This is a genomic window from Thermomonas aquatica (genome assembly GCF_006337105.1).
Taxonomy (GTDB): Bacteria; Pseudomonadota; Gammaproteobacteria; order Xanthomonadales; family Xanthomonadaceae; genus Thermomonas; species Thermomonas aquatica.
Window position 1 is genome coordinate 840,445 of sequence record NZ_CP040871.1, and the last position, 25,687, is coordinate 866,131.

Consider the following 25,687-nt stretch of genomic DNA (forward strand, 5'->3'; position numbering starts at 1 on the left):
GCGCAATCGCGCTTCCGGATGCCGCCATGACCCAGCCCTCGCTACGCTCGCTCGAGCACCACGACGCTTTCATCGCACGCCACATCGGCCCGAACGACGGCGAAATCGCCAGCATGCTCAAGATCGTCGGCCACGCTTCGCTCGAAGCGCTGACCGATGCCATCGTGCCGGCCTCGATCAAGTCCGCATCGCCGCTGGCGCTGCCGCCGGCGATCAGCGAAGTGGAAGCGCTGGCCAAGATCCGCGGCATCGCCGGCAAGAACCGGGTGTTCCGCAGCTTCATCGGCCAGGGTTATTACGGCACCCACACGCCGAACGTCATCCTGCGCAACATCCTCGAGAACCCGGCCTGGTACACCGCCTACACGCCGTACCAGGCGGAGATCTCGCAAGGCCGCATGGAAGCGCTGATCAACTTCCAGACCATGTGCGCCGAACTCACCGGCATGGAGATCGCCAACGCGTCCCTGCTCGACGAAGCCACCGCCGCGGCCGAAGCGATGACGCTGGCCAAGCGTTCGGCGAAATCGAAGTCGAACACCTTCCTCGTCTCCGGCGACACCCACCCGCAGACCATCGAACTGCTGCGCACCCGCGCCGAGCCGCTGGACATCGCCATCGAGCTGGCGAACTCCGCCGAGCAATGGCAGGCGGCGATGGACAAGGGCGATTTCTTCGGCGTGCTGATCCAGTACCCGGCCTCCAGCGGCTGGCTGCACGACTGGACGCAGGACTGCGAAACCATCCACGCGCGCGGCGCGCTGGTGGTGTTCGCCACCGACCTGCTCGCATTGACCTTGTTGAAGTCGCCGGGCGAGATGGGCGCCGACATCGTCATCGGCAATACCCAGCGCTTCGGCGTGCCGTTCGGTTTCGGCGGCCCGCATGCCGCGTTCATGGCCTGTCGCGATGCGTACAAGCGCTCGATGCCGGGCCGCCTGATCGGCGTGTCGGTCGATGCCGAGGGCAACAAGGCCTACCGCCTGACCCTGCAGACCCGCGAGCAGCACATCCGCCGCGAGAAGGCGACCTCCAACATCTGCACCGCGCAGGTGCTGCTGGCGGTGATGGCCTCGATGTACGCGGTCTACCACGGCCCGGACGGACTGACCCGCATCGCCCAGCGCGTGCACCGCCTCGCCTCGATCCTCAAGGCCGGCCTGGCGCAGCTGGGTTACAGCCACGACCACCACGGCACCGCCTTCGACACCATCAGCCTGAAGACCGACGGCAAGACCGATGCGCTGATGGCGCGCGCGCAAGCCCACGGCGTCAACCTGCGCAAGGCGTGGAACGACTACATCTGCATCTCGCTGGACGAAACCGCCACCCGCGCGGACATCGAACTGCTGTGGCGCATCTTCGGCGGCGACGACGCGACGTTGCCGGACATCGACGCGCTGGATGCAAGCGCGCCGTCGCTGATCCCGTCCGGGTTGCAGCGCAGCTCGAAGTTCCTGACCCATCCGGTGTTCAACACCCACCACAGCGAACACGAGCTGCTGCGCTACATGCGCTCGCTGGCGGACAAGGACCTGGCGATGGATCGCACCATGATCCCGCTGGGCAGCTGCACCATGAAGCTCAACGCCACCGCCGAGATGATCCCGGTGACCTGGCCGGAATTCGGCAACCTCCACCCGCTGGCGCCGGCGGACCAGGCGCAGGGTTACAAGGAACTGATCGGCGGCCTTGAAGACATGCTGGTGGAATGCACCGGCTACGACGCGGTCAGCCTGCAGCCGAATTCCGGCGCGCAGGGCGAATACGCCGGCCTGCTGGCGATCCGCGCCCACCACGCCTCGCGCGGCGAAGCGCATCGCGACATCTGCCTGATCCCGGAATCCGCGCACGGCACCAACCCGGCCAGCGCGCAGATGTGCGGCATGCAGGTCGTCGTCACCAAGTGCGATGGCAACGGCAACGTCGACGTCGAGGACATCCGCCGCATGGCGGAGAAATACTCCGACCGCCTCGCCGCGATCATGATCACCTACCCGTCCACCCACGGCGTGTTCGAGGAAGACGTGGTCGCGATCTGCCAGATCGTCCACCAACATGGCGGGCAGGTGTACACCGACGGCGCCAACATGAACGCGCTGGTCGGCGTGGCCAAGCCGGGCAAGTGGGGTTCGGACGTGTCGCACCTCAACCTGCACAAGACCTTCTGCATCCCGCACGGCGGCGGCGGCCCCGGCGTCGGCCCATGCGCGGTGAAGTCGCACCTGGCGCCGTTCCTGCCGAAGGCCGTGCAGGCCGACGGCTTCGCGACCGCCGGCATCGGCAACGGCGCGTTGGTCAGCGCCGCCAGCTACGGCAGCGCCAGCATCCTGCCGATCAGCTGGATGTACATCACCCTGATGGGCGCCGAAGGCCTGCGCAAGGCGACCCAGGTCGCGATGCTCAACGCCAATTACCTGGCCAAGCGCCTCGCCGCGCATTACCCGACCCTGTACACCGGCCGCAACGGCCTGGTCGCGCACGAGTGCATCCTCGACCTGCGCCCGATCAAGGACGCCACCGGCATCAGCGCGGAAGACGTGGCCAAGCGCCTGATCGATTTCGGCTTCCACGCGCCGACCCTGAGCTTCCCGGTCGCCGGCACGCTGATGGTGGAACCGACCGAATCCGAATCCCTGCACGAACTCGACCGCTTCATCGACGCGATGATCCAGATCCGCGAGGAGATCCGCATGGTCGAACGCGGCGAACTGGATCGCGAGGACAACCCGCTCAAGCACGCCCCGCACACCGCGACCCAAGCCGCGGCGGCGGAATGGAACCACGGCTACAGCCGCGAGCTGGCGGTGTTCCCGCTGGCCACCCTGAGGCAGCAGAAGTACTGGCCGCCGGTGGCGCGCGTAGACAACGTCTACGGCGACAAGAACGTGTTCTGCAGCTGCGTGCCGATCGGCGACTTCAAGGACGAGCCGGAAGCCTTCAGCGAGCCGATGGCGGTCTGACCTCGCTTCGCCAACCAGGCACACCGAAGAGCCCCGCATCGCGGGGCTTTTTCGCATCGGGGGCTGCCCGTGTTCCACGGGCATCGATTACCGTCTAGATTAGGCGGCAGGGCCGCCCTGCCACCCGTCCGGGGAGAGACGCCGGCAGGCAACCGCTCCGCGACGGCCGACACGGCCGCCGCCCATCGCCATTCGTCCCGGGGAGGGAGTTCCATGCCTGCACATGCGATGCCGAATATCCGCCGTCTCAGCCTCGCCCTGCTCGCCGCAATGGCCATGCCGGCGATGGCCCAGCAATCCGACGCCACCGATACTGCGAGCAAGGTCAAGACCCTCGACCAGGTGACGGTCACCGGTTCGCGCATCAAGCGCGCCGAAATCGAGCAGTCGCTGCCGATCACCTCCTTCACCAAGGATCAGATCGATGCGGCTGGCATCACCTCCGCCGAACAGCTGCTGATGCAGCTCAACATCGCCGGCAACGGGTCCGACAACCTGGCCAGCAATGGCGGCATCGTCAGCGAGGAACAACGGGGCAACAACGGCGTCTCCGGCGCCAACCTGCGTGGACAGGGCGCGGATGCGACGCTGGTACTGCTCAACGGTCGCCGGGTGGCGACCCATGGACTGAAAGGCCGCGCTGTCGACCTCAACGCGATCCCGTTCGCCGCGATCGAACGGGTGGAGGTGCTGCGCGACGGCGCCTCGGCGATCTACGGCACCGACGCCATCGGCGGCGTGATCAACTTCATCACCAAGCGCGACTTCCAGGGCGCGCAGGTCTCCGCCTTCGTCGACTATACCGAGGCCGGTGGCGGCAACATCCAGCGCGGCAGCGTCCTGTTCGGCCATGGCGACCTCGACAAGGACGGCTGGAACGCCTTCGGCACGGTCAGCGTCAAGCGCAACACCATCCTGCGCGGCAGCGACCGCGATTTCTCCTATACGTTCCAGCCCGATCGCGGCCTCTCGCCGGATACCCGCGGCACGCCGTTCGCGACCGTGTTCAGTCTTGGCAGCACCGGCGTTGGCGCCAGCAGCATGTTGAAGAACGGGGTGCTGGAAGCGGGCAATCCGACCCGCCTCACTGCCGTCAACATCTTCAACCTGCCCGGCGCGGCGGGCTGCGAGGCCGCTGGCGACGACATGGGCCCTTATGCCTACCGCATCTGGAATTCGCCGGCCTCGAAGTACGCCTGCGCCTGGGACTACCCCGCCGCCGCGGTGATCCAGCAACCACAGGACAGCGTGGACTTCATCGGTCGCGCCACGTTCCGCATCGGCAGTGGGCACGAGGCTTACGTCGAACTGACCGCATCCAAGGTCGATGTCGCCAAGACCTTCGAGCCGAACCAGATCTCGTCCAGCACCAGCACCGCCGCCACGTCGCTGGGCCAGAGCACCTGGTATCCGCTCAATGCCACGACCAAGGCGACCTACGACGCGGTGTACAACGCGCTCGCCGGCTATTTCGGTGCCGGCCAGCTCAACTACGGCGCGCCGATCGCCTACCGCTGGCGCTGCATGGCCTGCGGGCCGCGCCAGATCGAAACCACCACCAAGTCCTACCGCTTCGTCGCCGGCATCGGCGGCCTGATCGGCGACTGGAGCTACGACGCCGGCCTGACCCGCGGTTCCAGCAAGTCCGAGTCGATCCTGGGCAGCGGCTTCCACTACACCGATGCGCTGAAGGCGGCGCTCGGCAGCGGGCTGATCAACCCCTTCCTCGCCCCCGGGCAGGAGCAATCCGCCGCCGCGATGGCGGCGCTGGATGCGGCTTCGGCCCGGGGCGTGAAGCTCTACGGCGGCGAATCGCTGGTGACCTCGCTCGATGCCTCCATCTCCGGCGACCTCGGCTTCTTCCGCCTGCCCGGCGGCAACATCGCGATGGCCGCCGGCATCGACCTGCGCCGTGAGGAATTCCATTTCGACGGCGACCAGCGCAGCAACAAGCGCGCCGTGTTCAATGCGCCGTTCGACGATGCCAATGCACTGGGCGACGTCAGCCGCGACATCCGTGCTGTCTACGTCGAGTTCCAGCTGCCGCTGTTCAAGCACTTCGACCTGAACCTGGCCGGCCGCTACGACGACTACAGCGGCTTCGGCGGCACCAGCAACCCGAAGGTCTCGTTCAAGTACCAGCCGTTCGAATCGCTGCTGTTCCGCGGCGCGTACAGCACCGGCTTCAAGGTGCCGAACTTCAACCAGCTGTTCAACGGCATCAGCGAAGTGCAGTACGTCGGCCTCGACCTGGCCGACCCCGCGACCTGCCCGAGCGGCGTGGCCAATCCCAACGTGGCCGGTTGCGAAGTGATCCGCCCGGTCGAACTGTTCGGCGGCAACCCCGGCCTCTCTCCCGAGGAATCCAGGCAGAAGAGCTTCGGCCTGGTGTACTCGCCGATGTCGCAATTCAACATCGCCCTGGACTGGTGGGAGATCGAACGCGTCAACACCATCCGTTCCGCGCCTCGCGACGTGTTGATCCAGTACTACGGCATCTTCCAGGACAACTGGATCCGCGAAGGCGGCGAGGTGGTGGCGATCGACCGCCGCTACATCAATTCCGGCGGCAGCCTGATGCGCGGCGTCGAGCTCGACGCCAACCTCAACGGAGAGGTGGCTGGCGGACGCTGGAACATCAACCTCAACGGCAGCCTGATCAACCTGTTCAAGACCAAAGCGCTCGAATCGCTGCCGTACAGCACCAACCTGGTCGGCAAGTACGTGCGCTACTACAACCTGCCGATCCGCTGGAAGCATTCGCTGACCTTCGGTTACACCCGCGGCAACTGGTCGCACAACCTCAGCCAGCTGCACCGCGACGGCTACTACGACGAACTGCCGCCCAGTGTGGCCAATGGCAGCTACATCCCGACCGGCTGGAAGCCGCGGGTGGACGGCTACACCACCTACGACTACAGCATCACCTGGAAGGGCATCCCGGACCTGAAGCTCGCCTTCGGCATCAAGAACCTGACCGACAAGGACCCGCCGTTCACCGCGCACCAGAACGACTTCGCCGCGGGTGCCGCGTGGGAAGCGCGCATCGCCGACCCGCGTGGCCGCGCCTACACGCTGCTGGCGGAATACAGCTTCTGACATCCCGCGCTGGCAACGCACGAAAAACGAAGGCCCCGCACTGCGGGGCCTTCGCGTTCCACGGAGCCGGCTGGATCAGCCGCCGTGCTTCTGCAACCAGGCGTCGATCGCCGGGATCCGGGTCTCGCGCACCTTGAGGCGGTACTCGATGTTGGCGATCGCGGTCTCGGTGGCGTTGCGCGAGCTCGGCGCGATGTACTTGTCGGCGTACGCGCGCAGCTTGCCGATCATCGCCTTGTCCGAGGAACCACCGCCGATGCCGGGGTAGTAGCGCGCCTGCGAGGTGGAGTCGACCAGCTTGTCGACCTGCTCGCGATGGGCCAGCGCGAAATCGAAGGCCATGTCCGGATGCGAACCGGACACCGCGCCGATCATGCCCGCGCTGTTGGTGGCGCCCGGCTCGTCGGTCAGGGCGAGTTCCAGCGCGCGCTGCGCCAGCGCCTTGTCCTTGGCGATCGACAGCATGCTGTACAGCGAGTCCTTGATCAGCGGGGTCTTCTCCGCCTTCGCCATCGCGTGCAGCTTGTCCCAGGTCGCGGCGTCGGCGTTGTAGGCGACGATGCCGGTGATGGTGTTGCGCAAGGCCGGCGGCATCGCGTTCGCGTCGTCCGGACCGGCGGCGAAACGGCGGCGCGCCTCGGCGATCACGGCCTCGTCATCGAGCCCGGCCAGGGTGCCGATCAGCTGCGTGCGCAGCAGCTGCACCGGCGCGGAATCGTCCGCCTTCGCGTTCCAGCCGATCCGCGCGAACGCCGGGCGCAGCACCGACAGCGCGAACTTGCGGAACTTGGCCTGGCGCTTGGCGTCGCCGTCGTAATAGCCATCGAGGCCGGACAGGCTGCCGGCGATGTCGGACCAGATCGCCGGATCGGCGTCGGCCGGCACGTTCTTGGCAAGGTCGAGGTAGTCGGACGCGGAACGCAGCCCGCCCATGCCCAGCGCCCAGGTGTCGTTCATGATGCCGAGCTGGTCCATCGTCGACAGGGTGGCAAAACCCTTGCTGATCGCGGCGAACTGCTCGGCGCCGTACAGCGTGCGGTAGTAGCCGCCCTGCCCCGCGTTGACCACCACCGCGCCGCAGCCCGGCACCACCAGCGAGCCCTTGCCGCCTTCGACCACGGTGTCGACGCGCGCGCCGCCCACCGCCTGCGCCACCACCGGCACGCGCCAGCGCAGCGGCGTCTTGCCCGGGCGATCCTTGGTGAACTCGCCCTGGGTGAACTGCAGGGTGGTGTTGCCGTTCGCGCAGGTCGCGGAATCCACCGTGATCAGCGGCACGCCCGGCTGCAGGGTGAAGTCGTGCGCGATATCGAGGATCGGCTTGCCGGCCGCGGTCTGCACCGCGCTCCACAGGTCGTCGGACACGGTGTTGCCGTAGGCGTGCGTGCGCATGTACGCGCGCACGCCCTCGCGCCACGCGTCCTCGCCGACGTAGTTCTCCAGCATGCGGATCACCGCACCGCCCTTGCTGTAGGTGATCGCGTCGAAGGCCTGGCTGGCCTGCTCCACGGTCTCGATCTTCTGCACCACCGGGTGGGTGGTCGCCACGGCGTCGCGGCTCATCGCGCCCTCGCGGCCGCCGACCGCGCCGAGTTCGGTCTTCCATTCCGGATGGAACTTGGCGGTGGTGCGCGCGGCCATCCAGGTGGCGAAGCCCTCGTTGAGCCACAGGTCGTCCCACCAGCTCATGGTCACCAGGTCGCCGAACCACTGGTGGGCGATCTCGTGCGCGGCGATCGAGAAGATGCCCTGCACGTTGCCGATGGTGGAGATCTTGGGATCGACCAGCAGCGCGTACTCGAAGGTGAAGATCGCGCCCCAGTTCTCCATCGCACTGAAGAACTGGCTGCGGCCCGGCGCGGCGATGTTGTCGAGCTTCGGCAGCGGGTACTTGACCCCGAAGTAGTCGTTGTATTCCTTCAGCACCAGCTTGGACGCTTCCAGCGCGCCTGCGGCCTGGCCCACCTTGCCCTTCGGCGTGACCACCCCGACCTCGGTGCCGTCCACGCTGTCGGTGGCGCGGTCGAATTCGCCGAGGCCGAGGAACAGCAGGTAGGTCGACATCTTCGGCGAGGTCTGGAACACGACCCGCTTCAGGCCGTTGCCGATGTCCTTCGATTCGACGACCGGCATGTTGCTGACCGCCATCTGCGCGGCCGGCGCGTTGACGGTCAGGTCGAAGGTCGCCTTGAAGTTCGGCTCGTCCCACGACGGCACGAACTTGCGCGCATCCGAATTCTCGAACTGGGTGTACAGCGCGCGCTGCTTGCCGGCATCGGTGTCGTAGTCGATCGCGAACAGGCCGTTGGCCTGGGTGTTGATGACGCCGGTGTAATCGGTGGCCAGCACGTAGCTGCCCGCCGCCAGCGGGGCAGCGAAGGCGAAGGTCGCGGTCTGGTTCTCGGCATCCACGCTCACCTTCGGCACCAGCTTCTTGCCGGACGCGCCGGTCAGCACGCTGTTGGCGAAGCTCATGTTGACCGCCTGCAGCACGATCGTCGGCGTCGGCTCGAGCACGTCCAGGCTGATCTTCACCTTCCCGTCGAACGCCATCTTGTCCGCGTGCGGGGTGACTTCGATCGCATAGTGCGAAGGCTTCACCCCGTGCGGCAGCTGGGTGGTCGCGCGGACCGCGGGCGGATTCGCCGCGCGGGAAATTTCGGCCGGCGTCTGCGCCGACGCCAGGGAAGCGGCCCCGCACAGCGCGAGCGTGATTGCAGCGGTCACCAGGTTGCGACGCATGGGATGTCCTTGGCTTGGGTCTTGGGGATGCGCGGGCGCGGACGGCCCGCATGACCGCCGATCATCGCGACCACGCATGGGGGACGACACCGCCGGAAGTCACGACCTGCGCACGAAAACCGGGCGCCCCGCGCTCCCGGGCCTCCTGAACACGCGAATGCATGACCAAAGTCATGCCGCTGGTGCGCCGCCGCCCGCAGGCCAATGGCCGCGTGGCCGGCAGCGTTGCGTTTGCCCCGTATGCACGCACATGCACCCTGCGAGGATCCGCCATGCCCATGCCGCGCTTCCCGGTCGTACCCCGCCTGCTTGCGGTCGCGCTGCTGATCGCGGCAAGCGGCTATCCCGCCATCGCCGCCGCACAGGACCAGCACGCGGACGAGGATGCGGACGAGGACGACGATGCCGATGCAGCCACCGACGAATCCGCGGACGAGGCCGACGACGCGGGCCAGGATGCCGACCAGGACGAGGACGAGAACGCCGCGGAGGACGATGGCGAGGACGAAAATGCGGCCGACGCAGGACAGGACGAAGCCGCGGACGACACCGCCGACGGGGATGCGGACGATCCGCGGGGCATCGCCGAGGAGATCGACGTGGGCAGCGGCGACGACTATGCCGTCGAATACGACGAAGCCGACGACAGCTGGGCCAGCGCCTGGAACCAACCTGAAACCGAACAGGACGACGTGATCCCGATCGACCACAGCGTGTTCGCCAAGGACGAAGACGTGTGGCTGGTCGAGGAAGAGGATGAAGGCGACGATGCCGGCGATTCCGTCGGCGGCGGCATGCCCTCGATCCGCGTCACAAAGCGTCCGACCGGCAAGGCCGGCCGCAAGCCGCCGCGCCGCCCCGGCGACGACGACGACACGGTCTACTCCTTCGGCGGCCTGCCGGTGGCGGCGGCATCGGTGCCATGGCAGGCGCAGATCCTCTACCCGGGCGCACCGCCCAAGCCGGACGACAAGCGCCCGGCCTGGCAACGCCAGCACTACTGCGGCGGTGCGCTGATCGCGCCGGACTGGGTGGTCACCGCCGCCCATTGCATCGACCAGAACGAGGTCGACCATGGCTTCAAGGTGCGGCTGGGCGCGCAGGACATCTCCAAGGGCGACGGCGTGCTCTACAAGATCGACCGCATCGTCCGCCATTCGCAGTACAACGCCGAAAGCAACGACGTGAACAACCCGCCCAACATGTACGCCAACGACATCGCGCTGGTGCACATCGTGGCGGACGGCAAGCCGGTTCCCATCGACAGCCGGCGCATCCGGCAAATCCCGCTCAACCACAATCCGCTGCCGTCCGCGGTTCCGGTATCGGCCACCGGCTGGGGCGTGACCGGCAGCAGCGAAGCGGCCAACAAGATGAATGCCGTGCTGTTGCGGGTCGACCTGCAGGCGATGCCCAACCCGGTGTGCCAGCAACGCCCCGGCTACGGGCCGCAGAAGATCAAGGATGGCGTGTTCTGCGCGGCGAACAAGACGCAATCCACCTGCCGCGGCGACAGCGGCGGCCCGGTGATCCTGACCAATGGCACCCCGCTGCTGGTCGGCATCGTCAGCTGGGGCAAGCGCGCCTGTGCAGGCGACGGGCGCCCGGGCGTTTACACGCGGATCGACCGCTATGCGCAGTGGATCGACCAGGCGATGAAGCTGCCCCTGGGCAAGAACCAGTTGCCCTGAAACCCTGCGCCCGAAAACGCGAAAGGCCGCCGAGGCGGCCTTTCGCGCGCATCGTCGCGTGCGGTCAGTTGCTGGGAGGCGCGGCCGGTGCCGGCGCGGTGCCCACCTTGTCGCCGCCCGAATGCGGCGTGTCGTCCGAGTCGTCGGCGGCATCGGCCGGGGGCGTTTCCGTGGCCGGCACAGCCGCGGCCGCATCGGTGGCCGCCGCAGGGGTCTCGGCCGCCGGCGCCGGCATCGCGGCAGGCGCTTCCGCCGCAAGCGCGGGCGCGGGCTCGGCGGCGGCCGGAGCGGCTTCTTCGTTCTTGTGGCAAGCGGACAGGAGGCCGGCCAGCAGGACGGCAGCCAGGGTGCAGGTGATGCGGTTCATGCGGTTCCCCTTGGAAGATGATGGCTCGTGACGGACATTCCCCTGTTTCGGCGAACCGGTGTTTCCGTGCGCCGCGTCACATTCTTGCACCACCCGCATCCCGCCCACAACGTGCCGGGCAGCGTCCGCCGCGGTCGCGCCGGTCAACCGTCGAAGCCCAGCCCGGCCAGCAGCGCCGCCATCCGCGGGTCCTTGCGCAGGGGATCCAGGAACGGGTCGTTGCGCGCGTAGATCAGGCCGGAGTCGCCCATCTCGCGCGCCTTCAGCAGCCGCGCCATGGCCGTGTCCAGCTCGCCCCATTGCGCCAGCACCTGCGCCTGCTGGTACAGCACGCTGTCGCCGAGTTCGGCGACGAGCTTGTCCATCGCGGCACGCGCGGCGCCCTGCTTGCCGTCGCGATGCTCGACGATGGCCAGGCCCGCCAGCCTGAAATCCGGCACCGGCTCGGCGGCGTATTCCTCGCGCGCCTGCGCCAACTTGCCGAGGTTCAGCAGCGCATCGCCGACATGCGCATGCGCACGCGACATCTTCGGGTTCATCTGCAGCGCCTGGCGCAACGGCGGGATCGATGCATCGAAGCGCCGCGCCGCGTATTCCACGGTGCCGGCGGCACGGTAGATCAGCGCGTTCAGCACGTCGCGCGACAACGCGCGCTGCATCGCCTCGGTCGCCTCGCGATCGCGCCCGGTGCGCGCGCAGTACTGCGCCCAGCGCGCCTGCACGTTGGCCTCGCCCCGCCCCAGCGCATCGGATTTCTCGAACGGCTCGCGCGCCGCGCGCGCATCCAGCTTGCCCTGGAACTGGACGAAACCGAGCATCGAATAGGCATTGGCGTACTTCGGCGCCAGCGCGATCGCGCGCCGCGCCGCGGCGATCGCCTGGTCGTACATCGCCACCCGCTGGCCGACCTCGCCGTACTGGTTGGCCAGCGTGGTCAGTGCCGCCGCGCGCGAGGCCTGCGCGGCCGCGTAGTCGGGATCCAGTTCGATCGCGGTATCGAACAGCGCCAGCGACTGGCGCTCGGCGGCTTCGTCGCTGCCGGTTTCGTACAGCGCGCGGCCGCGCAGGAAGGCGTCGAACGCGGCCACGTTGGCCGTGCCGCCGGAGGCCGCGCGCTGGTCCCGCGGCGTGCCCGGGTCGACGACCTGGGCGGCCAGTGCGGTGGCCACGGTGGCCGCGATCTCGCTCTGCACCGCGAACACGTCGTCGATGCGCCGCTCGAAGGTATGCGTCCAGCGGCTGAAGCCGGTGCTGCCGTCGATCAGGTCGGCCACCACCCGCACCTGGTCGCCGGCCCAGCGCACGCTGCCGTCCAGCAGGAAGGCGACGCCCAGCTGGCCGGCGATGCGCACCGCGCCATCCTGGCTGTCGCGGAATTTGTCCGACGAGGTTTTCGCCATCACCTTCAGCTTGCGGTTGCGCGCCAGCGTGGCGCGCAATTCCTCCGACAACCCATCGGAGAAATACGCCTTGCCCGGATTGCCGCTGAGGTTGTCGAACGGCAACACCGCGACGCTGCCTTCCGCGGCGGCCGTTGCCGCTCCGCCGAACCAGCCGCGCTTCCAGCCCAGCGCACCGACGCCGGCAGCCACCAGCAGCGCGCCGCCACCGCCCGCCAGCAGGCGCCGGCGCAACGCATCGTGCGCCGCATTCGACCGTGCTACAGGCCGCGGCACGGCCTCGCGCCCGGCCAGCGGCAGCACCGCGCGCAACACCGCCTGCAGCGAGGCGTCGTCGATCCGGCCATGGGCGAACGCCAGCGGGATCGCCTGGTACTGGCGGAAGCCCAGCGGCGGCTCGGTGCCATCCAGCGACAGCGGCACCAGCTTCTTCATGTCGCGGCCGTGCGCGGATTCGTCCAGCACCCAGTCCGAGCCCACCGAATGCGCGGACCACGCCACGATCACCGCATCGCTGGCCTGCAGGGCGGTTTCGATCGCCTTGGCATAGGCCGCGCCGCCTTCGATCTGGTCGTCCCACCAGACCTGCAGTCCGGCGCGCTCCAGCGCCTCGACCAATACCCGCACCCGTTCCTGGTCGGCGCGCGAATAGCTCAGGAAGACGCTGGGCCGCGCTTGCTCCGGTGGCGCATCTTCCCCGCTGGACATGGCGTTCACCGTCGCGACTGGAGCGTTCAGCTTACCTCTGGAACGCAGCCAGGTGCTTCGGACGGACGCCGCTGGCGCGGGGCATCAACGCCCCGCGCCCGATGCGCATCACGCGAACGGATCGCGCAGGACGATGTTGGCGTCGCGGTCCGGGCCGGTGCTGACGATCGCCAGCGGGCAGCCCGCCAATTCCTCCAGCGCACGCAGGTAGGCGCGTGCGGCCGGCGGCAGCTTGTCCCACTCGGTGATGCCGGCGGTGGACTCGCTCCAGCCCGGGAACTCCAGGTAGACCGGCGTGCACTCCTCCCAGCCCTTGGCGTCCAGCGGCGCGTACTCGGTGCGCTTGCCGCGGTATTCGTAGGCGATGCACATCTTCAGCGTCTCCATCCCGTCGAGGATGTCGAGCTTGGTGATGCACAGGCCGCTGATCCCGTTGATCGCCACCGCGCGCTTCAGCGCGACGATGTCCATCCAGCCGCAACGGCGCGGGCGGCCGGTGGTGGCGCCGTATTCCTGGCCGCGGTCGCGGATGCCCTGGCCGACGTCGTCGTTGAGCTCGGTCGGGAACGGGCCGCCGCCGACGCGCGTGGCATACGCCTTGGCGATGCCCAGCACGTAGTCGATCGAATCCGCGCCCACGCCGGTACCGGCCATCGCGCCGCCGACCGTGGTGTTGGACGAGGTCACGTACGGATAGGTGCCGTGGTCGATGTCGAGCAGCGAGCCCTGCGCGCCCTCGAACAGCACCTTCTTCCCGGCCTTGCGCAGCTCGTGCAGGATGCCGGCCACGTCGGCCTTCATCGGTTCGATGTATTCGCCGAAGGCCAAGGCTTCGTCCAGCGTCTGCTGGAAATCGACCGCATCGACCTTCAGGTACTGGGTCAGCACGAAGTTGTGGTAGTCGAGCGCCGCGCGCAGCTTCTCGGCCAGCTCGTCCGGGTAATGCAGGTCGGCGACGCGGATGCCGCGACGCGCGACCTTGTCTTCATACGCCGGGCCGATGCCGCGGCCGGTGGTGCCGATCGCCTTGCCGCCGGCGGCCTTCTCGCGCGCCTGGTCCAGGGCGATGTGGTACGGCATGATCAGCGGCGTCGCCGGGCTGATCTTCAGCCGCGAACGCACTTCCACGCCGTTGCCTTCCAGCTCGGCGATTTCCTTCTGCAGCGCGCCCGGGTGCAGGACCACGCCGTTGCCGATCAGGCACAGCGCGTCGTCGCGCAGGATGCCGGACGGGATCAGGTGCAGCACGGTCTTCTTGCCGGCGATCACCAGCGTGTGGCCGGCGTTGTGGCCGCCCTGGAAACGCACCACCGCGCCGATGTCCTGCGTCAGCAGGTCGACGATCTTGCCCTTGCCTTCATCGCCCCACTGGGCACCGAGAACGACGACTGACTGACCCATTTCCGAACTCCAGACGTGAGAAAAGCCGAGGTCTGCCCCGGCTTTTCGACATTCTACGTGGTTCCCGGCCAGCCCGCGACCGTCAGCCGCCCCGCACCAGGTACAGCGACACGATGCCGAGGATCAACACGATCCCGCCGATCCGCCGCACATGCTCATCCGGCATGGCCTGCAACTGCTCGGCCGCCCGCTTCCAGGCGCCGGGCGCGGCGAACAGGAACAGGCCTTCCAGCACCGCGACCAGGCACAGCGCCGCCCACAGGTCGGCCATGGCTCAGCGGTCGCTGCGCATGTATTGCAGGAACGGGTCGTTGCGGTCCAGCACGATCACCGCGTCGCCATCCGCGAAGGACTTGCGGTACGCCTCCAGGCTGCGCTGGAAGGCATAGAAGGACGGATCGCGGTTGGCCGCTTCCGCATACAGGCGCGCGGCTTCGGCATCGCCCTCGCCGCGAAGTTTCTGCGCGTCGCGTTCGGCCTCGGCGGCGATCACCGCGCGCTGGCGGTCGGCTTCGGACTGGATCTTCTGCGACTGCTCCTCGCCCTCGGCGCGCAGCTGGCTGGCCACCTGCTTGCGTTGCGCGCTCATGCGCCGGTACACCTGCCCGATCACCTCGCCGCCGGTCGGCAGGTCGATGCGCTTGATGCGGATGTCGGAGATCTTCACGCCCAGCGTGGCCGCGCCCTTGTTGATCGCGACCAATTGCGCCTGCAGCACCTTGGCGCGGTCGCCGGACACGACCTGCTGCAGGGTGTGGGCGTTGATCTCGTTGCGCAGCGCGTCCTTGATGATCGGCGCCAGGCGCTGGGTGGCGATGGATTCGTCGCCGCCGGTGGCGCGGTAGAAGTCGCGCACGTTCTCGATCTTGCCGATGGCGAAGAAATCGACGCTGACGTCCTTCTTCTCCGAGGTCAGGTAGCGCTCCGGCTCCGCCGCCAGGATCTGCAGGCGACGGTCGAACACGCGCGCCGACTCGATCAGCGGCAGCTTGAAATGCAGGCCGGGGCCGATGTCGCTGCGCACCACCTTGCCCAGGTTCAGCACCAGCGCGCTCTGGCCTTCGTTGACCACGAACACCGAGCTCAGCAGCACCAGCAATGCGGCGACCAGCGCCGGCACCCATGCGGGGAATCTCATCGTGCGTTCTCCTCGCGGCCCGCGTTGCGGCCCTGGCGACCCGGCCGCGCCGGGTCGGCGGTGGCTTCCACCGTCGGCGAAACAAGGTCGGGCAGGATCGCCTGGGCGGGCGCGGCAGGCTGGGTGGTGGTCGCGCCCTGCATCGGCACGTAGATCAGCTGGCGGCCATCGCCGCCGACCACCTTGCGGTTCTCGGCCAGCACCTGCTGCACGGTTTCCAGCCACAGCCGCTTGCGGGTGACCTCGGGCGCGGCCTTGTACTGCTCGACCAGCAGGCTGAAGCGCTGCGCGTCGCCGGTGGCGCGGGCGATCGCCGCGGTCTTGTAGCCTTCCGCCTCGGTGCGCACGCGCGCGGCCTGGCCGCGGGCCTCGGGCACGATCTTGCTGGCGTAGGCTTCGGCCTCGTTCTTCAGCCGGTCCTTGTCCTGCTGCGCGCTGTTGACGTCGTCGAAGGCCGGCTTCACTTCCTCCGGCGGACGCGCGTTGGGCAGGTTGAGTTCGGTGACCACCAGGCCGGTCTTGTACGTCTGCAGGGCCGCCTGCAAACGCTGCTTGGACGAGACCGACAGCGCGCTGCGCGCGCTCAGCACGGTGTCCAGGTCGGAACGGCCGACCTGCTCGCGCACCGCGCTCAGGGTCGCCTCCTTCAGCACGTCGTCGGCGTTGCGGGTGCCGAACAGGTACAGCTGCGCATCGCCGATGCGGTACTGCACGTTGATCTCGACGCTGACGATGTTCTCGTCGCGGGTCAGCACCGGCACGGTTTCGCTGTAGGTCTTGATCTCGGTCGCGTTGACCTTGATCACCCGCTCCAGCGGCCACGGCAGCTTGAAATGCGGACCGGGCTGCATCACCCGGTCGAACTGGCCGAAGCGCAGCACCACGCCGCGCTGCTGTTCGGTGACCAGCACGAAGCAGTTGAACGCCAGCCACAGGCCGATGGCGATCCAGATCCAGCGCAGCGGGTTGCCGTCGCCGAAGCCGCCACCGAAGTTCGGCAACCTGTCGAACAGGCCGCCAGGCCCGCCGCCACTGCGGCGCCCGCCGCCATTGGACGCGCCACCGGGTTTGTTCCAGGCCATCCAGCTCACGTGTGGCCTGCGCGGCCCGCTGTTTTGCGTCGTCATGCGTCGGATTCTACGGGAAGCTCGGGTGCCGGCGCCGGCAGCAGCGGGCGCAGCGGCGCGCCATCGGCCTGCGCGGCCAGCCGCGCGGCATCCGCCACCGGCAGGTCCACCTGCAGGCGCCAGCCGTCGGCGTCGTGCTGTTCGCCCAGCACCGCATCCAATGCATGCAGGCGCGCGCGCAGGCGGCCGGCATCGGTGGGCAGCAGGATTTCGCCGACCACCCGCTGCAGGCCCAGCCGCTCGCCCAGCGCCTCGCGCAGCAGGTCGATGCCGAGGCCGTCGCGCGCGGAAATCCAAACCGCGACGCCATCCTCGCCGCGCTGGTCGATGCGCGGTGTCGCGCCTTCGATGCGGTCGATCTTGTTGAACACCAGCAATTGCGGGATGTCGCCGGCGCCGATCTCGCGCAGCACGTCGTCGACCTGCGCCATGCGTTCCTCGCGCAATGGGTCGTCGGCGTCGATCACGTGCAGCAGCAGGTCGGCCTCGCGCGCTTCGCTCAGGGTCGAGCGGAACGCGGCGACCAGCTCATGCGGCAGGTCGCGCACGAAGCCGACGGTATCGGCCAACACCACGCCGCCGCCGGGAAGTTCGATGCGGCGCACGGTGGGATCCAGTGTGGCGAACAGCTGGTCGGCGGCATACGCATCGGCGCCGGTCAGCGTGTTGAACAGGGTCGACTTGCCGGCATTGGTGTAGCCGACCAACGCAACCCGCGGCAGTTCGCTGCGGACGCGCGCGCGGCGCATCTGGGTGTGCTGGACCTCGACCTTCTCCAGCCGCTTCTGCAGCATGTCCACCCGCTTCTGCAGCAGGCGGCGGTCGGTTTCCAGCTGGGTTTCGCCGGGGCCGCGCAGGCCGATCGAACCGCCGCGCTGGCGTTCCAGGTGAGTCCAGCCGCGGACGAGGCGCGTGGCCACGTGCTTGAGCTGGGCCAGCTCGACCTGCAGCTTGCCTTCGGCGCTGCGCGCGCGCTGCGAGAAGATGTCCAGGATCAGGCCGGTGCGATCCACCACCCGGCGCTCCAGCGCGCGCTCCAGGTTGCGTTCCTGAACCGGGCTGAGCGCGTGGTTGACCAGCACCAAGTCGGCGCCGGTGGCTTCGCAGGCCGCCTTCACTTCTTCCAGCTTGCCGCTGCCGATCAGGGTGGCGGGATTGGGCTTGTCGATCTTGGCGGTCAGCACCGCGGCCACGCTGGCGCCGGCGGAACGGGCGAGTTCGCCGAATTCCTCCAATACGCCCTCGCCCGGCGGGCCGCCGGCGTGGGGCTGGATCAGCAGCGCGTGTTCGCCCCGGCGGGAGCGTTCGAACAATTGGGTTGGCATTGCAGGTCAGATGCGGGCGGCGGCCGGCGAATACAAGCCTGCCTGGCCGAACATCCCGTGCAGAGCCGCGATCCGCGGCCTCAGGCCTCGTCGCCGGCCTCGTCGTCCGCGTCGGCACCGGTCGGGCCCACGCGCACGTTGCGCGCCGGCACCACGGTGGAAATGGCGTGCTTGTAGACCATCTGGCTGACGGTATTGCGCAGCAGGACCACGAACTGGTCGAAGGACTCGATCGTGCCCTGCAGCTTGATGCCGTTGACCAGGTAGATCGAGACCGGCACGCGCTCGCGCCGCAATGCGTTCAGGAAAGGATCCTGCAAAGACTGTCCCTTGGACATGTGTTTCCCCGCTGCCGTTGCTGTTGTTCTTGTTTGTGATCGTGGGCCAGATGCCGCCACGGCATTCCCCCGGCCCCGCGCCCGCCCCGTTTCGGGGGGCACCGGCCGATGGTAGCGCAGGTCGGCGCGATTGCGGGCGTTACCCGCCGCTGCCGAGGAATCCTGCAACGGCCGCATCCAGCGGCGTGCGCCGGGTCGCGGGATCGAACCACTGCGCATCCGGTTCGCCGCGCAGCCAGGTGAACTGGCGCTTGGCCAACTGGCGGGTGGCGGCGATGGCGCGCTCGCGGAAGCTCGCGGCATCGCAGTCGCCATCCAGATATTCCCAGGCCTGCCGATAACCGACGGCGCGTATCGCGGGCAGATCGAGCGGGCGCGCATGCGCCGCCAGCTCCGGCAAGGCGCGCAGGCGGCGGACTTCGTCGAGGAAGCCTGCCTCGAGCATCGCGTCGAAGCGCTGTTCGATGCGTTCGTGCAGCACTGCGCGCTGCGGCGGCGACAGCGCGAGCTTCAAGACCTTGAGCGGGAAACGCGTGCGCTTGGCATCGCGCTGCCAGTCGCTGATCGGCTTGCCGCTGAGGCGATACACCTCCAGCGCGCGCTGGATGCGCTGCGCGTCGGTGGCGTGGATGCGCGCCGCGGCTTCGGGATCGATTGCGGCAAGCTGCGCATGCAGTGCCGCCCAACCATGCGCATCCGCTTCAGCCGCGATCTGCGCGCGCATCGCTTCGTCCGCTTCCGGCATGTCCGCCAGGCCTTCCAGCAGCGCACGGAAATACAGGCCGGTGCCGCCGGCGAGGATCGGCAGCTTGCCTCTCGCGACGATGCCGTCGATGGCGCGCTGCGCATCCGTCGCGAACTCCGCCGCCGAATACGGCTGCCACGGTTCGCGCACGTCGATCAGGTGGTGCGGCACCAGCACCAGTTCCTCGCGGGTCGGCTTGGCCGCGCCGATGTCGAGGCCGCGATAGACCAGCGCCGAATCGACGCTGACGATCTCGCCCTCCAGCCGCTGCGCCAGCTCGAGCGCATACGCGCTCTTGCCCGACGCGGTCGGGCCCATCAGGGCGATGGCGCGCGGGCGCGTATTCAGGCTCAGGCGTCGCGCCCCTTCGCCAGCAGGCTGTTGCGCCGCGCATAGGCGAGATACACCAGCACGCCGAACGCGTTCCACAGCAGGCACCACAGCTGCGTCTTCGTCGGCAGGCTGGAGAACAGGTAGAGGCAGCCGAGGATCGCCACCGGCCCGACCAGCCAGGCCATCGGCGCGCGGAACACCCGCGGGCGGTCCGGGTCGCGCTTGCGCAGCACCAGCATGCAGGCGGCCACCGCGACGAACGCGACCAGGGTGCCGGCATTGGCCAGCGCGGCGATTTCGTCCAGGCGCGCCACGCCGGCCAGCGCCGAGGTCACGATCGCGGTGAACACGGTGATCGCCACCGGCGTGCCGCGCTTGCCGACCTTGGACAGGCCGCGCGGCAGCAGGCCGTCGCGCGACATCACGAAGAAGATGCGGCTCTGGCCGTAGAAGAACGCCAGCAGCACGGTCGGCAACGCCACCACCGCCGCCGCCGCGACGATCTTCGCCGCGGCGCCGTGGCCCAGCTCGCGCATGATCAGCGCCAGCGGTTCCGGGCTCTGGCCGAACACGGTGTAGCGCATCGCGCCCACCGCGGCCAGCGCCACCAGCATGTAGATCAGCGTGCAGCCGACCATCGAGCCGACGATGCCGATCGACAGGTCGCGGCCCGGGTTCTTGGTCTCTTCCGCCGCGGTGGAGATCGCGTCGAAGCCGTAGAAGGCGAAGAAGATGATCGCCGCCGCCGCCATCACCCCGTACTTCTTGCCGTCGGGGCCGATGCTCTCGGCGAAGCCGTGCGGCATGAACGGCTGCAGGTTGGACGCATCGAACGCGGGCAGCGCGATGGCCACGAACACCGCCAGCGCGATCAGCTTGGCGACCACCAGGAACGCGTTGAGCGTGGCGCTCTCGCGGGTGCCGGCGATCAGCAGGCCGGCGACCGCGAAGGTGATGAAGATCGCCGGCAGGTTGAGCAGGCCGCCGGCATGCGGGCCCACCGTCAGCGCCTGCGGCAAGTGCACGCCGAGCCCCTGCAGGAAGCCGACGAAGTAGCCGGACCAGCCCACCGCGACCGTGCTCACCACCAGCGTGTATTCCAGGATCAGGCTCCAGCCGACGACCCAGGCGATGGCTTCGCCCAGCACCGCATAGCTGTAGGTATAGGCGCTGCCGGCGGCGGGCATCATCGTCGCCATCTCGGCATAGGCCAGCGCCGCGCAGGCGCAGACGATGCCGGCGACCAGGAACGAGACCAGCACGCCCGGCCCGGCCAGATTGGCGCCGACGCCGATCAGGGTGTAGATGCCGGTGCCGACGATGGCGCCGATGCCGAGCGCCACCAGGTGCGGCCAGCTCAGCGTGGGCACCAGCCGCCGGCCTTCCTCATGCACGGTGACCTGGTCGATGTCCTTGCGCCGCAGCCATGCCTGCATGGGATCCCCGCATCGTCGTTGGAAGGCGCACAGTGTGGGCCATCGCCGCGGGCAATGCGACGTGCAGCGCGGGATGCGACGGGCGCTCAGTCGTCCGGCCAGCGGATCGCCGGCGTGCCCGCGTCCTTGCGGGGCATCGGCACCGCGGCCACCGCGTCCCAGACCTTGAGCGCATCGACGGTGGCGGCCACGTCGTGCACGCGCAGCAGCATCGCGCCGCGTTGCGCGGCGATGAGGTGCGCGGCAAGCGAGCCGAAGATGCGTTCGCGAGGGTCCTCGCGGCCGGTCAGTTCGCCGATGGTTTTCTTGCGCGAAAGGCCGGCCAGCACCGGCACCCCGAGTTCGGTGAAGCGCTGCAACTGCGCCAGCAATTGCAGGTTGTGCCGTGCGCTCTTGCCGAAGCCGAAACCGGGATCGACCACGATCTTCTTCTTGTCGATGCCGGCCATTTCCGCGGCGAAGATGCGCTCGGCGAGGAAACGGTGCACCTCGCCGACCACATCGCCGTATTCCGGGTTGGCCTGCATCGTGCGCGGCTCGCCGAGCATGTGCATCAGCACCACCGGCACGCCGAGTTCCGCCGCCGCATCGAGCGCACCCTCGCGGCGCAAGCCGTACACATCGTTGATCATGCCCGCACCGGCGGCGACCGCGGCGCGCATCACCTCGGGCTTGCTGGTGTCGATGCCGATCGGGATCGGCACCCGGGCCGCCAGCGCTTCGATCACCGGGATGGTGCGCCGCAGCTCCTCCTCGATGGAAACGTCCTGCGCGCCGGGCCGGGTCGATTCGCCGCCGATATCGAGGATCGCCGCGCCCTGCTCCGCCAGCCGCAACCCGTGCGCGATCGCCGCTTCCGCATCGAAATGCTCGCCGCCGTCGGAGAACGAGTCCGGCGTGGCATTGACGATGCCCATCACCCGCGGCACGTCGAGTTTGAGGATGCGGCCGGCGCAGTCGAGTTGCGGGGAGGTGTCGAACATGCGGGTCAGATGCCCTTTGCCTGGCTTTCGGTGGGGGGCGGCAGGCCGACCTGCAGGCAGAAGGCCGCCATCCGCGGGTCGTGCTTGTAGCGCATCAGCAATGGGTCGATCAGGGTGTTGCCGATGCCGGGGTCCTGGGTGGCGCGGGCGCGCTCGAGCCACTCGAACACCGCCTTGTCGTCGCGCCGCAGCGCCTGCACCTGCGCGATCTGGAAGGCGGCCACCCCGCCATGGCGTTCGATCAGCTCGCGCAAAGCCGCATCCGCGGCTGCGCGGTCCGTGCCGATCTGCAGCGCCATCGCCCGCGCGATGTCGCGCCACACGCCTTCCTGCTCGCGTTGCGCCGCCGCCAGTGCGGCCTTGGCATCGCCGCGCTGGATTTCGATGATCGCCAGTTGCGCCCATGCCGAACTGCCTTGCGGCCGCAGCTCGATCGACTTGCGGATCGCGGCCTCGGCTTCGTCCAGCCGCCCCAGCGCGGACAGGTAGGCGCTGTACCAGTTCCACCAGTTGGGCGACATCGGATCGTTGCGGATCGCCTCGCCGCTCAGCTTGGTCGCTTCCGCCAATTGCCCCTGCAGCGCCAGCATGCTGGCCATGCTGAACTTGGTCTGCAGGTTCTCCGGCGCCAGTTCCAGTCCGCGCCGGTAGGCGGCGGTGGCGCCGCGCCAGTCGAGCTGGTTCTCCAGCAACCAGCCCCGGGCGACGTGCACGTCGCCAAGGTCGGGAGCCAGCTGCATCGCGATGTCGCCGGCGCGACGCGCCTCGTCGTATGCGTCGCGCGCCTGCTCGCCGCTGAGCCCGAGCGCCGCCAGGGTGGTCCAGTAGCGCGAAAGCGTCGCCCACGCCAATGCGTACTTGGGATCGAGCTGCGTCGCCCGCTGCAGATGCCCGATCGCGAGGCGCATGTCGCCTTCGGCGCCACGGTCCTCGTAGAAATTGCCCTGCATGAAGGCCGCATAGGCCTCCAGGTCGCCGCTCGGGGGGCGGTCGTTGCGCCGAGTGAAATTGCCCGACAGCAATTTCGCCGACAGCGCCGCGGCGATCGAGCGCGTCAGCTCGTCCTGCAACGCGAACAGGTCGCGATAGGGGCGGTCGTACTGCTTCGTCCATAGCGCCGAACCATCTTCGGCGTGCACGACCTCGGCACGGATCCGCACCATGTCGTCGGCGCGCTGCACGCTGCCGGCCAGCAGGTAGGCCACGCCCAGCTTGGCGCCGATGCTGCGGGCGTCCTCCTTGCTGTCGCGGAAGCGGAACGAGGACGTGCGGCCGATCACCCGCAGGCCCTCGAACCCGGACAGCGCGTCGATCAGGTTTTCAGACAGCCCGTCGGAGAAGAACTGCTGGCTGGCATCGCCGCTGGCATTGACCAGCGGCAACACCGCGATCGAGTTCCCGCGCGCCACCGGCCTGTTGGCGGCCCTGGACTCGGCGGCACGGGTGGTTTCGGCCACCAGCGCCGCCTCGCGCCGCGGCGAGAGCACGAACTTGTCGAAGGCGAAGTAACCCAGGGCCAGCGCGAGCACGGCGATGATCGCGCGATCGAGCTTGCGCGCGGTGTGCGGGGCCACCGAGCCCGGCGACGGGTCCGAGTGGTCGCGCTGCAATCCCTGCGGGGTAAGCTTGAATACCCAGGCCAGGGCGAGCGAAGGGAAGAACGCGACGGCCAGGGTGATCACCAGCGCCTTCATCGTCCAGGGCGGCGCATCGAATATCGGCAGCAAGGTGGCGCCCACCTGCACGACCAGCCACGCCGAGACCAGGTACAGGCCGGCCATGCGGATCACGTTGCGGCGCATGAGCTCCGCGATGAATCCGTCGCCTGTCGCCAAGGCGCTCCCCCCTTCGCCCGCCGGGCGTGCCGGCTCCCGCTGCGAGTGTCCGCAATGACCGCCAGCCGCGCAACCACGGGTCGCCGCCGGGGCGGATGCGAAAAAGGCCGGGATCGCTCCCGGCCTTCGCCTTTCATCCGCGGGCGGATGCCCCGCTCAGGTCTGCGGCGCCGGATCGACCAGCACCGGCGCGGTGGGCGTGGACGAATCGTCCTTGTCGCCGCCCTTGCCGGGCTTTTCCACCCAGCCCGGCGGCGGGTTCGGGGTACGGCCTTCCATCAGCGCCTTGACCTGCTCGGCGTCGATGGTTTCCCACTCCAGCAGGGCGGCGGTCATCGCCTCGACCACCCCGCGCTTCTCTTCCAGGATGCGGCGGGCGACCTCGTACTGCTCGTCGAGGATGCGGCGGATCTCGGCGTCGACCTTCTGCTGGGTGGCTTCGGAAATGGTCTTGTTGTGCACGCCGAAGCCGGCGTCGGTGTCGGCGTAGACCATGGTGCCCAGCACGTCGGACATGCCGTACTTGGTGACCATCGCGCGGGCCAGGCCGGTGGCGCGCTCGAAGTCGTTCGACGCGCCGGTCGACATCTGGCCGACGAAGATCTCCTCGGCGATGCGGCCGCCGAACAGGATCGACAACTCCTCCAGCATCTTGTCCTTGTAGTTGCTGATGCGGTCGTGCTCCGGCAGCTGCCAGGTCAGGCCCAGCGCCCAGCCGCGCGGCATGATCGTGACCTTGTGCACCGGGTCCGCCTTCGGCAGCGACATCGCCACCACCGCATGGCCGGACTCGTGGTACGCGGTGTTGCGGCGCTCTTCCTCGCGCATGACCATGCTGCGGCGCTCGGGACCCATGTAGATCTTGTCCTTGGCGTCCTCGAAGTCCTGCATGTCCACCTGGTTCTTGTTGCGGCGCGCGGCGAACAGCGCGGCCTCGTTGACCAGGTTGGCCAGGTCTGCGCCGGAGAAGCCCGGGGTGCCGCGCGCCAGGATGTCCGCGCGCACGTTGTCGTGCAGCGGCACCTTGCGCATGTGCACCTTGAGGATCTGCTCGCGGCCCTTGATGTCGGGCAGGCCGACCATGACCTGGCGGTCGAACCGGCCGGGGCGCAGCAGCGCCTTGTCCAGCACGTCCGGGCGGTTGGTCGCGGCGATCACGATCACGCCCTCGCCGCCCTCGAAGCCGTCCATCTCGACCAGCATCTGGTTGAGGGTCTGCTCGCGCTCGTCGTGGCCGCCGCCCATGCCGGAACCGCGGTGGCGGCCGACCGCGTCGATCTCGTCGATGAAGATGATGCAGGGCGCGTGCTTCTTGGCCTGCTCGAACATGTCGCGCACGCGGCTGGCGCCGACGCCGACGAACATCTCGACGAAGTCGGAACCGGAGATCGAGAAGAACGGCACCTTGGCCTCGCCGGCGATGGCCTTGGCCAGCAGGGTCTTGCCGGTGCCGGGCGGGCCGACCATCAGCACGCCGCGCGGGATCTTGCCGCCCAGCTTCTGGAACTTGGAGGGGTCGCGCAGGAACTCGACCAGTTCGGAGACTTCCTCCTTGGCCTCGTCGCAGCCGGCGACGTCGGCGAAGGTGACCTTGGTCTGGTCCTCGTTGAGCAGCTTGGCGCGCGACTTGCCGAACGACATCGCGCCCTTGCCGGCGCCGCCGCCCTGCATCTGCCGCATCATGAACAGCCAGAAGCCGATGATCAGCAGCACCGGCAGGAAATTCAGCACGATCGACCAGAACGAGATGCCGGTATCCGGCGGCGCCTGCTTGATCTCGACCTTGTGCTCGATCAGGTCGTTGATCAGGTCGCGGTCGCGGACCGGGGCGGTGGTGGTGCCGGGCGTGCCGTCGGTGCGCACGAACTTGACGGTGCGCTCGTCGCTGGCGATGTCGACCGTCTTGATCCGGTCGTCCTGCACGTCCTGCACGAACTGCGAATAGACCACGTCCTGGCCGGCGCCCGCGAGCTTCGGCGAGAAGCTCTGGAACACCACCATCAGCACGACGGCGACGACCACCCAGAGCAGCAAGTTCTTCGCGAGATCGTTCATG

17 protein-coding genes are annotated in these 25,687 nt (G+C 68.6%); 3 read left to right on the forward strand and 14 right to left on the reverse strand.

Annotation, left to right across the window (positions count from 1 at the left end):
• Positions 1–26: 26 nt before the first annotated feature.
• Both gcvP and FHQ07_RS04040 read left to right on the forward strand, forming a co-directional pair.
• Positions 27–2,963 carry an aminomethyl-transferring glycine dehydrogenase gene (gcvP, locus tag FHQ07_RS04035; protein WP_139715499.1) on the forward strand — a complete coding sequence of 979 codons (2,937 nt, stop codon included), beginning with the start codon at positions 27–29 and terminating at the stop codon, positions 2,961–2,963.
• 213 nt (positions 2,964–3,176) lie between these two features.
• Complete coding sequence (locus FHQ07_RS04040) at positions 3,177–6,062, forward strand: TonB-dependent receptor domain-containing protein (RefSeq protein WP_206202348.1); 2,886 nt, start codon at positions 3,177–3,179, stop codon at positions 6,060–6,062.
• Positions 6,063–6,137: 75 nt separating this feature from the next.
• On the opposite strand, the gene FHQ07_RS04045 is transcribed toward FHQ07_RS04040, so the two are convergent.
• Entirely contained in the window at positions 6,138–8,804 is a 2,667-nt protein-coding gene (locus tag FHQ07_RS04045; RefSeq protein WP_139715501.1) for a M1 family metallopeptidase, read from the reverse strand.
• Positions 8,805–9,076: 272 nt separating this feature from the next.
• Here FHQ07_RS04045 and FHQ07_RS04050 point away from each other — a divergent pair, with 272 nt between their 5' ends.
• A complete protein-coding gene (locus FHQ07_RS04050) occupies positions 9,077–10,495 on the forward strand; it encodes a serine protease (protein WP_139715502.1) in 1,419 nt (472 codons plus the stop codon).
• A gap of 64 nt (positions 10,496–10,559) precedes the next feature.
• Here the strand turns inward: FHQ07_RS04050 and FHQ07_RS04055 are convergent, their stop codons facing one another.
• The 13 genes from FHQ07_RS04055 to ftsH form a co-directional block, all read right to left on the reverse strand.
• The gene (locus tag FHQ07_RS04055) at positions 10,560–10,862 is read right to left on the reverse strand and encodes a hypothetical protein (RefSeq protein WP_168191457.1); all 303 of its coding nucleotides are present in this window, start codon (positions 10,860–10,862) and stop codon (positions 10,560–10,562) included.
• A 143-nt stretch (positions 10,863–11,005) separates the two neighbouring features.
• Positions 11,006–12,970 (reverse strand): TIR domain-containing protein, encoded by a 1,965-nt coding sequence (locus FHQ07_RS04060; RefSeq protein WP_139715504.1) that lies wholly within the window; start codon positions 12,968–12,970, stop codon positions 11,006–11,008.
• A gap of 108 nt (positions 12,971–13,078) precedes the next feature.
• Positions 13,079–14,371: an adenylosuccinate synthase gene (locus tag FHQ07_RS04065; protein WP_139715507.1), complete on the reverse strand. Its 1,293-nt coding sequence runs from the start codon at positions 14,369–14,371 to the stop codon at positions 13,079–13,081.
• 82 nt (positions 14,372–14,453) lie between these two features.
• Positions 14,454–14,642 (reverse strand): DUF2065 domain-containing protein, encoded by a 189-nt coding sequence (locus FHQ07_RS04070; protein ID WP_139715509.1) that lies wholly within the window; start codon positions 14,640–14,642, stop codon positions 14,454–14,456.
• A gap of 3 nt (positions 14,643–14,645) precedes the next feature.
• Positions 14,646–15,509 carry a protease modulator HflC gene (gene hflC, locus FHQ07_RS04075; protein WP_139715511.1) on the reverse strand — a complete coding sequence of 288 codons (864 nt, stop codon included), beginning with the start codon at positions 15,507–15,509 and terminating at the stop codon, positions 14,646–14,648.
• Positions 15,506–16,591, reverse strand: coding sequence for an FtsH protease activity modulator HflK (hflK, locus tag FHQ07_RS04080; protein ID WP_139717860.1), 1,086 nt, complete (start codon positions 16,589–16,591; stop codon positions 15,506–15,508). Before hflK ends, hflC begins: the two co-directional genes overlap by 4 nt.
• 41 nt (positions 16,592–16,632) lie before the next feature.
• A complete protein-coding gene (gene hflX / locus FHQ07_RS04085; protein ID WP_139715512.1) occupies positions 16,633–17,949 on the reverse strand; it encodes a ribosome rescue GTPase HflX in 1,317 nt (438 codons plus the stop codon).
• A gap of 92 nt (positions 17,950–18,041) precedes the next feature.
• Positions 18,042–18,299: an RNA chaperone Hfq gene (gene hfq / locus FHQ07_RS04090; protein WP_139715514.1), complete on the reverse strand. Its 258-nt coding sequence runs from the start codon at positions 18,297–18,299 to the stop codon at positions 18,042–18,044.
• Positions 18,300–18,438: 139 nt separating this feature from the next.
• Positions 18,439–19,398: a tRNA (adenosine(37)-N6)-dimethylallyltransferase MiaA gene (gene miaA, locus FHQ07_RS04095; protein WP_139717861.1), complete on the reverse strand. Its 960-nt coding sequence runs from the start codon at positions 19,396–19,398 to the stop codon at positions 18,439–18,441.
• Positions 19,395–20,813 carry an amino acid permease gene (locus FHQ07_RS04100; RefSeq protein ID WP_139715516.1) on the reverse strand — a complete coding sequence of 473 codons (1,419 nt, stop codon included), beginning with the start codon at positions 20,811–20,813 and terminating at the stop codon, positions 19,395–19,397. Before FHQ07_RS04100 ends, miaA begins: the two co-directional genes overlap by 4 nt.
• A gap of 86 nt (positions 20,814–20,899) precedes the next feature.
• On the reverse strand, positions 20,900–21,796 hold the full coding sequence (gene folP, locus FHQ07_RS04105; RefSeq protein WP_139715517.1) for a dihydropteroate synthase: 897 nt from the start codon (positions 21,794–21,796) through the stop codon (positions 20,900–20,902).
• Between the two features lie 5 nt (positions 21,797–21,801).
• The gene (locus FHQ07_RS04110; protein WP_139715519.1) at positions 21,802–23,598 is read right to left on the reverse strand and encodes a tetratricopeptide repeat protein; all 1,797 of its coding nucleotides are present in this window, start codon (positions 23,596–23,598) and stop codon (positions 21,802–21,804) included.
• Positions 23,599–23,787: 189 nt separating this feature from the next.
• Positions 23,788–25,686 (reverse strand): ATP-dependent zinc metalloprotease FtsH, encoded by a 1,899-nt coding sequence (ftsH, locus tag FHQ07_RS04115; RefSeq protein ID WP_139715521.1) that lies wholly within the window; start codon positions 25,684–25,686, stop codon positions 23,788–23,790.
• Position 25,687 lies beyond the last annotated feature (1 nt).